Source organism: Pukyongia salina (assembly GCF_002966125.1).
GTDB lineage: Bacteria > Bacteroidota > Bacteroidia > Flavobacteriales > Flavobacteriaceae > Pukyongia > Pukyongia salina.
In genome coordinates, this window is sequence record NZ_CP027062.1 from 2,896,538 (window position 1) to 2,908,638 (window position 12,101).

The following is a 12,101-nucleotide window of genomic DNA, read 5'->3' on the forward strand; positions in this document are numbered from 1 at the left end:
TATATTTACAAGCGAACCTCAATGTTACGTTCCTTTAAAAATCGCTTTAATTCATCGATCCTAATGTCTTTAAAATGAAATACACTCGCCGCTAATGCGGCGTCTGCTTTGCCATCAATAAATGTGTCTGCAAAATGAGAAATCTCTCCCGCCCCTCCCGAGGCTATTATAGGTATGTTTACCAGGGATGCAAGTTTTGCCAGAGCTTGGTTGGCAAAGCCATTTCTGGTCCCGTCATGATCCATAGAAGTAAACAATATCTCTCCTGCTCCTCTTTTTTCAACCTCAACCGCCCATTCAAATAGATCGATCTCGGTAGGTTGTTTTCCGCCTACCAGATGTACTTTCCAGCTACCGGAGATCTGCCTGGCATCAATTGCAACTACGATGCACTGATTTCCGAATCGTGACGATAATTCGTCAATAAGCTGCGGGCGTTTCACGGCCGATGAGTTTACACATACCTTATCTGCTCCGTTCTTCAGTAACAAATCTACATCCTCAACACTGGAGATACCACCACCTACAGTAAATGGTATCCTTATCTTAGCTGCTACTCTTAGAACCAGTTCTGCCAGGGTTTTTCGTTTTTCTTCCGTCGCCGAAATATCCAGGAATACCAATTCATCTGCACCAGATTCACTGTAAAGTGCGGCCAATTCCACCGGATCCCCGGCATCACGGAGATTGACGAAATTCACCCCTTTAACGGTGCGGCCGTCTTTTATATCCAGGCAGGGTATGATCCTTTTAGTGAGCATTCAGTATAAAATTTTCTAGTTGTTTTAATGAGATCCTGTCTTCATAAATGGCTTTTCCAATAATTACCCCTTCACAGCCCAGTTCCTGTAATCTTGCTAATTCGGAAAAATGAGAGATCCCCCCTGAAGCGATGAGTGAAAGCGTTTCAATTTCACCCAGGATCTTTTCGTATAAGTTAAAGGAAGGGCCTTTAAGCATTCCGTCCCTGTTTATGTCTGTACCAATACAGTAAGTTATCCCCTGCTCTGTATATTTTTTTATAAATGGGATAAGTTCTTCTTCCGAGTCTTCCTGCCATCCGCTAATAGCCACCATCTCATTCTTTGCATCAGCCCCGAGGATGATCTTGTCACTTCCATAGGATTTAAGCCACTTCAGAAATAAATCTGGGGATCGAACAGCGATGCTACCTCCCGTGATCTGGGAAGCTCCACTTCTAAAGGCAATTTTCACATCCTCATCACTCTTCAGACCACCGCCGAAGTCTATTTTCAATTTGGTTTTCGAAGCAATTCTCTCCAGGCATCTATAGTTCACAATTCCTTGGCTTCGGGCTCCGTCGAGGTCGACCACATGAATATATTCTATACCGTGATCCTCGAACATCTTCGCTACTTCAACGGGATCCTGGTTGTAGACAATTTGAGTGCTGTAATCCCCTTTGGTAAGTCGAACGCATTTTCCATCGATTATATCTATTGCTGGTATTATCCTCATAGTGCTAAAAAGTTCTTTAATAGTTGTTCGCCTGCCGCCGCACTTTTCTCAGGATGGAATTGAACACCGTAAAAATTGTTACGCCTGATAGCCGCTGAATAAGGCAACTCGTAGTCGCAATTTGCTATGGTTTCTTCGCATAAGGGAACATAATAACTATGCACCAGGTACATATATTCGTTTTCGGTGATAGCATTGAAGAGGTGTGATTTCAAACCGTAGATATTGTTCCAACCAATCTGTGGAACCTTCACTACATTGGAGAATCGTTTTACCTCTAGTGGGAATATTCCCAATCCTATAGTATTATTCTCCTCGGTGAGTTCACATAGCAGCTGCATACCCAGGCATATTCCCAGGACTGGCTGTGATAATTCGGGAATAATACGGTGAAGGCCGGACCTCCTCAGTTTATCCATAGCGTTGCTCGCCTCGCCAACTCCGGGAAAGATCACTTTGTCTGCCTCGCGAATTTCATCAATATCGGAAGTTAATACCGGACTGTATCCGAAGCGCTCGAAAGCAAACTGAATGTTCTTTATATTCCCTGCACCATAATCTATCTGAACGATCTTCATCTATAAGCTTCCTTTGGTTGATGGCAACATTAACTTTTCGGGGTCCCGCCGTATTGCAGCTCGAATCGACTTGGCAAAAGCTTTAAAAATCGCTTCGATCTTATGGTGCTCGTTAGTGCCTTCGGCTTTGATATTGAGATTTGCACGGGCACCATCTGTAAATGACTTAAAGAAGTGAAAGAACATTTCGGTAGGCATTTTACCAATCATTTCTCTTTTGAAATCTGCCTCCCACACCAACCAGTTGCGACCGCCAAAGTCTATAGATACCTGGGCCAGACAATCGTCCATAGGTAAGCAAAATCCATATCTTTCTATTCCAAGTTTAGTACCCAGTGCCTCGTAGAATACTTCTCCAAGGGCAATGGCAGTATCTTCTATGGTGTGATGCTCATCAACCTCCAGATCGCCATCAACCTCTATATAAAGATCCATCATCCCGTGTCTCGCCAATTGGTCCAGCATATGGTCGAAAAATGCGATTCCTGTGTTGATCTCACTCTTGCCTGTCCCGTCTAGGTTAATATTTATCTTTACATCGGTTTCGTGGGTCTTTCTCGTAATTTCAGAACTTCTTCGGCCTAGCTTTAGGAACGAATAGATGGCATCCCAGTCGTTAGATTCCAGGACGATCCAATTTTCCAGTTCTTCCTCCTTTACAGTCACTTCCCCAGTGCCTAAACCAGTATTATCATTTATAAAAATCCCCTGAGCGCCCAGATTCTTCGCTAATTCCATATCGGTGAGCCTGTCGCCAATTACATATGAGTTGGGTAGATCGTACCCTTCACCGAAGTATTTTGTCAACAATCCTGTACCGGGTTTGCGTGTGTTTTTATTCTCTTCAGGAAAACTCCTGTCAATTAGTACTTCGTCGAACACGACTCCTTCATTCTCAAAGGTTTTCAGAATAAAATTATGAACCGGCCAAAAGGTGTCCTCGGGATAGGAACCAGTTCCCAGGCCGTCCTGATTGGTGATCATAACGAGTTCATAATCCAATTCGGAGGCGATCTTACCTAAAGCACTTATCGCTTTCGGATAGAAATCCAGTTTTGAGAACGAATCTATCTGCTCATCTTCCGGTTCACGTATCATGGTACCGTCTCTATCTATAAATAATACCCTCTTTTTCATTTATAAGGTTTTTAATGTTTCAATTAAAGCAGTATTCTCTTCAGTTGTACCTACCGTAATCCTGAGAGTATTCTTGCAAAGCGGTTGATTACTGCGGTTGCGAACCACAAATCCTTTGCTTATAAGTTCCTTGTAGCGCCGGGTAGCGTCATCTACTTCTATCAATAAGAAATTAGCATCACTATGATATATCTTTTTAATCAAATCCACTTCAAGTAAAGCTTTATATAACCTGCTCTTTTCATCATTTAATCTATCTATTGTGTCTTTTATATTCTTATATTCTGTAATGGCCTGAAATGCTTTTCCCTGGGTGAGTTCGTTTACATTGTATGGCGGTTTTATAGTGTTTAGGATCTTTATTATTTCTGAAGAAGCATAGCACACACCCAGTCGGATTCCCGCCAACCCATACGCTTTAGAAAATGTTTGTACCACCACCAGATTGGGATGATCATTGATCCTTTTTATCCAACTTTCCTTCTCCGAAAAATCTATATAGGCCTCATCGATAACTACAAGTCCGTTAAAATCATTTAACATCCGCTCTATTTCGGGAGAATTCATAGTATTTCCGGTAGGATTATTGGGCGAGCAAAAGAAAAGGAGTTTGGACCGTTCGTCCTGGACCTTCAATATCCTCTCGGTATCCGGTTGAAATGTTGCATCTAAGATCACTTCACGATTCTCAATATCGTTAAGCCCGGCAAGTACGGCATACATCCCATAGGTTGGTGGTAATGTGATACAATTGTCGATTCCTGGCTCACAAAAGGCCCGGAACAGCAGGTCCAACACCTCATCACTACCATTGCCTAGAAAGATCTGTTCTGCAGATATGTGCTTTATAGCCGAGAGTTCTTTCTTTACCTTGCGTTGAAAAGGATCTGGATAGCGATTCAAACCTGTATTGAAGGGGTTCTCGTTCGCATCCATAAAGATCATTCCCTCACTGTCACCCGGGTATTCGTCCCGGGCAGAGCTATACGCCTTTAACTTGCGTACATTGGCACGAACCAGCCTCTTTATTAATTTTGTCCTACTCATTTTCTGCGAGTTGTTTTAGCCTGATACTTACTGCGTTCTTGTGAGCCATTAGCCCTTCAGCGGTAGCCATGATTTCCACAACCGGCCCAAGGCTTTTCAATCCTTCTCGTGTGATATGCTGAAAGCTTATACTTTTTAAAAAACTATCCAGAGTTACTCCGCTGTACTGCCTTGTATATCCGTTGGTGGGTAAGGTGTGGTTGGTTCCTGAAGCGTAATCACCGGCACTTTCCGGCGAATAAGGCCCTACGAACACAGAACCGGCATTTTGGATGTTATCTGCGAAGTATCCTTCATCCCGAGAATTCACTATGAAATGCTCCGGGCCGTGATCATTTATTAATCTTAAAGCGATCTCCGAATTCTCCACCAGAATAAGTTTAGAATTTTCAATTGCCTTCGCGGCGATCTCTTTTCTGGGAAGGACTGCCAATTGAAGGTCGACCTCCCGTGCCACCTCATCCAACATATCCTCCGAGGTACTCACAAGGATCACCTGGCTATCGGGACCGTGTTCGGCCTGACTTAGCAGGTCTGCAGCAATAAAATCGGGTCTGGCACTATCATCGGCAAACACCAATAGTTCAGACGGGCCTGCCGGCATATCTATGGCAACCCCATACTTTGTCGCAAACTGTTTTGCGGCAGTAACAAACTGATTACCCGGACCGAAGATCTTATAAACGGCTGGGATGGTTTCGGTGCCATAAGTAAGGGCCGCTATCGCTTGTATACCACCTACCGAATAGACTTTGTTTATACCACATAGATCTGCGGTATACAAGATAGCTGGATCTACCTTTCCCTTGGGACCGGGAGGCGTACAAAGCACGATCTCTTCGCAACCTGCCAGCATTGCAGGTATCGCTAACATTAAAACAGTAGAGAATAAGGGTGCCGAACCACCGGGAATATAAATACCTACTTTTTGGATAGGCCGTTTAACCTGCCAGCAATTCACACCTGGTGAAGTTTCCACACGGATGGTTTCGCTTCGCTGAACTTCGTGAAAGCTCGTAATGTTTTCTTTGGCCATACGTATTGCAGCGGCCAGAGAAGGATCTATATCGGTTACGGCCGATCTCAACTCAGACTGCGACACTTGTATTGACTCTATATCCACACCATCAAAGAGGTGCGTATATTTTTTTAGCGCACCATCCCCTTTTGTTCGTACTTCGGAAAATATTTCTTTTACTGTTTGTTCGATCTCTTCTACTGGCTGTGTGGGCCGTCGTAGCAACTCCGGCCATTTCTTAGGTGCAGGGTATAGTATCTTTTCCATCACTTACTTATAAAACCATTTTCTCGATGGGACAAACCAGGATTCCTTCAGCTCCTGCCATCTTTAAGTTATCTATTACTTCCCAGAACGCATCTTGCTTCACCACGGAGTGAATACTACTCCAACCTTCTTCTGCCAGGGGCAACACGGTTGGACTCTTCATTCCCGGCAGTATCCTGATTATCTCCTGCAATTTGTCATTGGGAGCATTGAGTAAAACATAGCGGTAATCTCGTCCTTTTAAAACAGACTGTATCCTGAATCTAAAGTTCCTCAGGACCTCTGAAAGCGAATCGGGTAGTTTTGGTGATGCAGCAAGTACAGCCTCACTTTTCATGATCACTTCCACTTCTTTCAAATTATTCTTAAATAAGGTACTACCACTACTTACTATGTCACAAATAGCGTCTGCAAGCCCAATATTGGGAGCAATTTCCACACTTCCGTTAATGATGTGTAGTTCGGCTTCGATTCCCTTTTCCTTTAAATATTTGGCTGTTGTTACGGGGTATGAAGTAGCAATTCGCTTCCCGGCCAGGTCCATGATAGTGTCATATTCGAAAATCTTGGAAACGGCAAGTGAGACCCGGCATTTCGAAAAACCGAGTTTTTCAAGAATTCGTATATCCTCCCCCTTCTCAATGAGAAGGTTTTCACCTATTATAGCACAATCAACTACCCCATCTTTGAGGTATTGAGGAATATCCCCATTGCGGAGATAATAGATCTCCAATGGGAAATTTTTGGCCGATGCTTTCAATTGGTCTCTGCCATTATCTATGGAGATTCCACAATCTTTGAGCAATTTCAGGGATTCGTCATGCAGGCGACCCGATTTTTGAATGGCAATTTTTAGTTTCATAGCAGTTAGCATTTTTATAAAATGAAAAAACCCGTTTGAGAAAGCTCAAACGGGTTAGTATATATATTGAATACAACGCAATACCATATCACCTCGCGTGAGCGTGGAAAATAATATGGTGATGATGTTGTTGTTGATAATTCATTACTTTACAATATTACAAAAATTTGTTTACTACTCTGTGAAAAACATATCAAATAATTGAAAAATATGTAGCAATAATTTTATAGCTTTGAATGGAACCGGGCCCCCAGCCGCTAACGCCTTATTTTACAGTCCTTAAAAGAAAAATGAAGAATTTTTTAATCGCTTTTTTAGTGTTCCTTGTATGGTCTTTTTTCGGGTTGTGGCTATATTCCTGGTTACAACCGGAAAACAAAAACACTCAGGACACCACCGAAGTGGCTATCACCGAAAAAGAAGATTCGGCTACCATGACCAAGGTGGACACCCCTACCGAGATAAGCGATACCACAATTCCATTAGATACCGATAGTACCGCTATAGGAGATGCTTACAAAGAAGAGTTTATCAGCACCCCTGCAAAAGGGCTACGCGCTGTGAGTGAAACCGGCGATATCGTTTTTCTTTATCCGGAAGGGTTCGTAATTACCAAGAATTCGGACAGAGTTAGTATCCCGCCGGCTATCGTCGATTTCAAATATAAGCTCAATACTTATATACTTGAACACCCGGACACCGAATTACACATCACTTCACAATACAGTCCTAGTGAGAACATTCAATCTCCCAATCTCGGTATTAAACGTGCTCAGGTAATAAAACAGATCCTGATCGAAACCGGTATTCCTTCAGAAAAAATAGTGATCAAACCCTTTATTACTGAAATCGAGTTTGCCATCGATAATACTTTTAAACACAGTTTCACATTCAATTTTAAACCCCTCAATACCGAACGTATCAAGGCCGTTAAAAATTCTATTCCCGAATCCAGAGTTGTCTATCCCGAATTCTCATCGCAAGGCATTATGGTGAACCAAGCTCTCGAACAATTAAGGCAGGAAGTGAAGGCCATCATTGATGAAAACCCTAATATAGAAATAGAGGTTGTGGGCCATACAGATAATGTGGGTAACGCAATCGACAACTATGTTAAAGGTCTGGAATACGCCAGGCAACTCCGCTGGTTCCTTGTTAATAAGGCAGGAATAGACCGCAATAAGATAAGGGCTGTTTCTAAGGGAGAATCGGAAGCGATCGCAGGGAATGGTACAGAAAAAGGTCGTAACTTGAACCGAAGGTTGGAGGTTATATTTTATTTAGACACAGATGAATAGCATATCCGAATTTATACAGGAACTACCAGATTTCGCCGGCATCTTTATTCTTATGCTCAGTACATTCCTTATCGGATATTTTGCTGCTTCGTGGTTTCAGCGCAATAAATACAGGAAGATCATAAACCGACTTAAAAAAGAGGTGAATGCTCTTAAAGCTCCCGAAAAGAAAGAAACCGACATAGACACTATATTTTCCGAGATCAAACCTCGTATCCTGGAGGTGATGAAACAAGCACGTAAGGAACAGGACATCCTTGATGAAGAGGAAGAAGAAGAAGAAGAAGAATTGGAAGAAGAAGAACTGGAAGAACTGCAGAGTTTCGAACAGCTTGCCCCTCCCGAATCCATAGCTAAAAAAGCCAGAACAACCTATGTAAGTTATTCCATGGATAAACCCGAGTTGGATTTCGATAGTTTCGGCTATGCAGATCACGACCAAAAGGACGACCTTACACAGATCATGGGTATTGGCCCTTATATCGAGCAAAAACTAAATGAGATAGGGATTTGTAACTACTCTCAAATAAGTAAACTTAAAGACTCCGATATCAGGATCATCACCGAACTAATAGACTTCTTTCCCGGGAGAATTGATCGCGATAACTGGGTTGGGCAGGCAAAAGCCCTAAGCAAAGTAAAATAACAGCTAATTCAATTTCAGAAATAAAAAAACCGCTCCTAATCGAAGCGGTTTCTTTTTATATGCTATTTCTACTATTGATTCCCTAAGATTATTGGCAACCCCTTCTCCCCTGAACCTATCACGATCACCTTACTATTTGGCGATTCGGCTAATTTAATAGTAGCTTCAATTCCTTTATCTTGTAGGATCTTGTCTGTAAGCGAGGCGCTAAGGATTCTGTTTGCATCTGCTTTACCCTGTGCTTCAATGATCACCTTCTCGGCTTCTTTAGCTGCCGTTACAAGACGGAATTCATATTCAAGAGATTCCTGCTCTTGCTTTAGTTTTCTTTCGATAGCATCTTTAATAGTATTAGGTAGAGTTACGTCACGAACCAACACTTCATTCAACTGAACATATTGTTCCTCCAGGATCTTCTTGGTTTCTGTATAGATCTCATCCTGTATAGCGTCCCGCTTGCTGGAATACAACTGTTCCGGAGTATAACGCCCCACAACACTTCGAGCAGCCGATCTAATTGCAGGTTGAATTACTCTCTGCAAATAATTCTCACCCAGGGATTGGTGAAGATTGCCTAAGTCGTTATAAACCGGTTCATACCAGGCCGAAGCATCGATCTGGATTTCGAGTCCGTTAGATGAAAGCACCTTCATCTTCTCAAACAATTCCTGCTGCCTTACCTCGTAAACGATCACATCGTTCCAGGGAGCTATTAAATGAAACCCTTCTCCTAAGGGCGGTTCGTCTGTTACCACACCGCCTCCAAAGGTTCGATAAAGTACTCCTGCCTCACCCGAGCCAATTGTTACGGCAGATTTAGCGAATGCGATAATAAGTATGATCACTATAATGATTACGGGAATCCCGATTTTAGGTAATTTGTCCATTGCTGATTTTTTTAGTTATATGAGTCCGTTATATTTTCTGATAAACCATTCCAGACTTAAGAGAAGTACGATAAGTCCCAGGAGGTATTTCCAATCGATTAAAGGTACGATTTTTTGATCGCTTTTTTGTACAGCCTGGAATCGGTCGTCGTTTAGTAAAGATTCTGCAAGTTGTTCGTTTTCGGTTGAAAAATAAGCCATTCCACCTGTATTAGTCGCCAGTCTCTGCAATTTCGTTACGTCGGCATTAAGGAACTGCTGCTCAACATTGAATTCGAGGATGCTGAAGTTACCACTACGGGATACTGCTTCATCCCGTACACTAACCGTATACCGATAATCTCCCGCGCTCAGGCTGTTCAGGTCCACCTCATAGAAATTATTCTTTAAAAGCATAGGGAAGGTTCGTTGCTCGTTCGTTTCGATATTGGTTACCGATATCGACACCGAAGCCCGGGGATCGAACACATAATTACTATCGAAATACTGGGCCGATATTTTTATGGGGTTATTATTGTAGTAAAAGGTCTCTCCGGTAACTTCCAGCCTGCTGCGCCGCTGTGTTGATGCCAGGTATTGCACCATTTTACCAATAAAGTCATCAAAAGCCCTGAAACTTCCGGTTTCAACATACGTTTGTGCACGCCATTTCCAAATATCCTCACCATCCCAAATAGCGTCGCGTACCCCATTGAGCTCCATGGTAGCCAGCATCGAACTCCCGCTGGATATACCGTCGATAGCCTGGTCCAGTAAATTTTCATGCGGAATATTCACTTCCAGGGTTCCGAAGCTTGTAAGCAAAGGCGGGAAGTCTTCAAAACCTATATCTTCAACCGCAAAAGTACCGTAGTTCATATTTAGGATACCCGTGGCCTGTTCGGTTTGAAAACTCGCTTCTTTTATAAAATTCTGTTGAATACCATTTAGAAAATCCCAATCGGTCTGTGTGCCCGTAATAGTAAAGGTGTTCTTTTTCAATTTTGCGATCTCCCCATAGAGAGAGGCGAACGTTCCGTCCGGCTGGTACAGTATCACCAACTGATGGTCGTTTAGTATAGATATGGCTTCTGAAGGTTTTTTAAAGGTAACCGTTCGCTGTTCGTTCGTGGTGATCGATTTGCGTAAGGCCCCGAGATCCGGATGCACCAACTTACTAACCACCAGCACATTGGTGGCCTGATCTATCACCTCAACGGCAAAGCGTTTAACATTATTCGTCTTGTTCTTCTCCTCCTGTAACGGTATAAGCTGCGCATTATAACGCTGAAGGCCTACACTACTGGCAGGTAGCGTAAACGAAAGTGTGTGGGTGTTGTTAAGCTCTGAAAAGGCAACATTCTCCCTATACACCGTACTTCCACCCTGGGTGATCACAAATTGCGAATTCACCGAACTGCTTCCATTATATACCAAGATCGCCTCCACTGGGAATTTATTCTTTAGGAAGGCATAGCGGTTTGTATTCAATTGCTCGATCTTCAGATCGGTATATCTTGTAGAGTCTCCCAGGATCACCGGATAGACCGGATTTTTATAACCCGCCGCACCAAATTCGTAGTCGGTACCAAGGGTTTGATTCCCATCTGTGATGATCACCGTTGGGGCGATATCATTTTTATACACCGAATTTAACGATGATAACACGCTGTGAATATTGGTATTCTTTTCTGAAAAGCTAAGTGAGTCGTTATTGTTTAATCCACTTCCGAAGGTATAATACGCAATATCGAATTTATCATTGATATCCTTATTCGACCTAAGGAATGCCAGGGTACTATTGAGGTTGTCTTCCTGTTCTAACTCACTAACAGATGATGTGTTATCTATCAATACCGGAAGTTTTGGTTTAACAACACTGTAGGTCTCACTTTTAAACTTCGGATTGATAATTAGGACCAGTAACGCAAAAAGGCTAAGGAAACGTAAGATCCCGAAAAGCCATCTTTGCTTCCCCGATTGTTTTGCTTTATAACCATACATAAAAACAGCCACCGCAAAGGAAATTACGGCGGCAATGATAATATAGAGTATGGTTTCTGCAGTCATTATGTTAGGTCAGCATTCCTCCATCCACATTAAGCACCTGACCTGTTATATAAGCCGATAGATCACTTCCCAGGAAAACGCATGCATTCGCTATATCCTCCGGGCTTCCACCGCGCTTGAGAGGTATGGCCTCACGCCAACCCTGTACCACTGCCTCGTCCAGCTTCCCTGTCATTTCTGTTTCTATGAATCCGGGGGCAATTGCATTACAGCGGATGTCTCGTGACCCTAGTTCCAGCGCGACCGATTTGGTAAAACCAAGGATACCTGCCTTAGACGCTGCATAATTGGTTTGCCCGGCATTTCCCTTCACTCCCACCACGGAGCTCATATTGATAATGGATCCTTTTCTTTGCTTCAACATGGCTCGCTGTACGGCTTTGGTCATATTAAACACAGATTTGAGGTTTACCTCGATCACTGTATCAAAATCTTCTTCCGAAATACGCATGAGCAGGTTGTCTTTGGTGATCCCGGCATTGTTAACCAGTATATCGATACTCCCGAACTCTTCAAGTACGGCTGCAGCCAATTCCTGAGATTCTTCAAAACTTGCTGCGTTGCTTTTGTATGCTTTTGCCTTCACCCCTTCTTTAGACACCTCCTCGGCCAAAGCCTCTGCGGCCTCCTGGGACGAATTATAAGTAAATGCAACATTGGCACCGTGTTTTGCAAATGTTTCAACGATCCCTTTCCCGATCCCACGGGAACCTCCGGTAATGATCGCGGTCTTTCCTTCTAGTAATTTCATTGGTTTTTTGTTTCAGACTGATTTATTCCAAATATAAAAAAAGCCCTGCTAAAACTAACAGGACTTTGCTTATAATACCATT

The 12,101-nt window shown here is 42.9% G+C and carries 12 protein-coding genes; 2 read left to right on the top strand and 10 right to left on the bottom strand.

The features are described 5' to 3' along the window. Positions 1-5 precede the first annotated feature (5 nt). The 7 genes from hisF to hisG are packed head-to-tail and all read right to left on the bottom strand — an operon-like array spanning position 6 to position 6,388. A complete protein-coding gene (gene hisF / locus C5O00_RS13010; protein ID WP_105217262.1) occupies positions 6-761 on the bottom strand; it encodes an imidazole glycerol phosphate synthase subunit HisF in 756 nt (251 codons plus the stop codon). After that, positions 751-1,479, bottom strand: coding sequence for a 1-(5-phosphoribosyl)-5-[(5-phosphoribosylamino)methylideneamino]imidazole-4-carboxamide isomerase (hisA, locus tag C5O00_RS13015; RefSeq protein ID WP_105217263.1), 729 nt, complete (start codon positions 1,477-1,479; stop codon positions 751-753). The genes hisF and hisA overlap by 11 nt, the downstream gene beginning before the upstream one ends. Then, positions 1,476-2,057 carry an imidazole glycerol phosphate synthase subunit HisH gene (gene hisH / locus C5O00_RS13020; RefSeq protein WP_105217264.1) on the bottom strand — a complete coding sequence of 194 codons (582 nt, stop codon included), beginning with the start codon at positions 2,055-2,057 and terminating at the stop codon, positions 1,476-1,478. The genes hisA and hisH overlap by 4 nt, the downstream gene beginning before the upstream one ends. Further along, the gene (gene hisB, locus C5O00_RS13025; RefSeq protein WP_105217265.1) at positions 2,058-3,194 is read right to left on the bottom strand and encodes a bifunctional histidinol-phosphatase/imidazoleglycerol-phosphate dehydratase HisB; all 1,137 of its coding nucleotides are present in this window, start codon (positions 3,192-3,194) and stop codon (positions 2,058-2,060) included. Then, positions 3,195-4,241, bottom strand: coding sequence for a histidinol-phosphate transaminase (gene hisC / locus C5O00_RS13030; protein WP_105217266.1), 1,047 nt, complete (start codon positions 4,239-4,241; stop codon positions 3,195-3,197). It lies immediately after the preceding gene. Continuing rightward, positions 4,234-5,526: a histidinol dehydrogenase gene (gene hisD, locus C5O00_RS13035; RefSeq protein WP_105217267.1), complete on the bottom strand. Its 1,293-nt coding sequence runs from the start codon at positions 5,524-5,526 to the stop codon at positions 4,234-4,236. Before hisD ends, hisC begins: the two co-directional genes overlap by 8 nt. A gap of 7 nt (positions 5,527-5,533) precedes the next feature. Beyond that, positions 5,534-6,388 (bottom strand): ATP phosphoribosyltransferase, encoded by an 855-nt coding sequence (gene hisG, locus C5O00_RS13040; protein ID WP_105217268.1) that lies wholly within the window; start codon positions 6,386-6,388, stop codon positions 5,534-5,536. Between the two features lie 290 nt (positions 6,389-6,678). Here hisG and C5O00_RS13045 point away from each other — a divergent pair, with 290 nt between their 5' ends. Continuing rightward, complete coding sequence (locus C5O00_RS13045; protein ID WP_158676865.1) at positions 6,679-7,686, top strand: OmpA family protein; 1,008 nt, start codon at positions 6,679-6,681, stop codon at positions 7,684-7,686. Continuing rightward, entirely contained in the window at positions 7,679-8,332 is a 654-nt protein-coding gene (locus C5O00_RS14530) for a helix-hairpin-helix domain-containing protein (protein ID WP_158676866.1), read from the top strand. The genes C5O00_RS13045 and C5O00_RS14530 overlap by 8 nt, the downstream gene beginning before the upstream one ends. A gap of 71 nt (positions 8,333-8,403) precedes the next feature. Here C5O00_RS14530 and C5O00_RS13060 read toward each other — a convergent pair whose 3' ends face one another. The 3 genes from C5O00_RS13060 to fabG are packed head-to-tail and all read right to left on the bottom strand — an operon-like array spanning position 8,404 to position 12,019. After that, a complete protein-coding gene (locus C5O00_RS13060; protein ID WP_105217271.1) occupies positions 8,404-9,219 on the bottom strand; it encodes a prohibitin family protein in 816 nt (271 codons plus the stop codon). 15 nt (positions 9,220-9,234) lie between these two features. Beyond that, positions 9,235-11,268 (bottom strand): hypothetical protein, encoded by a 2,034-nt coding sequence (locus tag C5O00_RS13065; RefSeq protein WP_105217272.1) that lies wholly within the window; start codon positions 11,266-11,268, stop codon positions 9,235-9,237. A 4-nt stretch (positions 11,269-11,272) separates the two neighbouring features. Then, a complete protein-coding gene (fabG, locus tag C5O00_RS13070; RefSeq protein WP_105217273.1) occupies positions 11,273-12,019 on the bottom strand; it encodes a 3-oxoacyl-[acyl-carrier-protein] reductase in 747 nt (248 codons plus the stop codon). Positions 12,020-12,101: the final 82 nt, after the last annotated feature.

Excerpts from the sequence above, each read along its gene's own strand:
- C5O00_RS13060 (WP_105217271.1), bottom strand. The coding sequence starts at position 9,219 with ATGGACAAATTACCTAAAATCGGGATTCCCGTAATCATTATAGTGATC.
- C5O00_RS13065 (WP_105217272.1), bottom strand. The coding sequence starts at position 11,268 with ATGACTGCAGAAACCATACTCTATATTATCATTGCCGCCGTAATTTCC.
- hisG (WP_105217268.1), bottom strand. The coding sequence starts at position 6,388 with ATGAAACTAAAAATTGCCATTCAAAAATCGGGTCGCCTGCATGACGAA.
- hisF (WP_105217262.1), bottom strand. The coding sequence starts at position 761 with ATGCTCACTAAAAGGATCATACCCTGCCTGGATATAAAAGACGGCCGC.
- hisD (WP_105217267.1), bottom strand. The coding sequence starts at position 5,526 with ATGGAAAAGATACTATACCCTGCACCTAAGAAATGGCCGGAGTTGCTA.
- C5O00_RS13045 (WP_158676865.1), top strand. The coding sequence starts at position 6,679 with ATGAAGAATTTTTTAATCGCTTTTTTAGTGTTCCTTGTATGGTCTTTT.
- hisC (WP_105217266.1), bottom strand. The coding sequence starts at position 4,241 with ATGAGTAGGACAAAATTAATAAAGAGGCTGGTTCGTGCCAATGTACGC.
- hisH (WP_105217264.1), bottom strand. The coding sequence starts at position 2,057 with ATGAAGATCGTTCAGATAGATTATGGTGCAGGGAATATAAAGAACATT.
- C5O00_RS14530 (WP_158676866.1), top strand. The coding sequence starts at position 7,679 with ATGAATAGCATATCCGAATTTATACAGGAACTACCAGATTTCGCCGGC.
- fabG (WP_105217273.1), bottom strand. The coding sequence starts at position 12,019 with ATGAAATTACTAGAAGGAAAGACCGCGATCATTACCGGAGGTTCCCGT.
- hisB (WP_105217265.1), bottom strand. The coding sequence starts at position 3,194 with ATGAAAAAGAGGGTATTATTTATAGATAGAGACGGTACCATGATACGT.
- hisA (WP_105217263.1), bottom strand. The coding sequence starts at position 1,479 with ATGAGGATAATACCAGCAATAGATATAATCGATGGAAAATGCGTTCGA.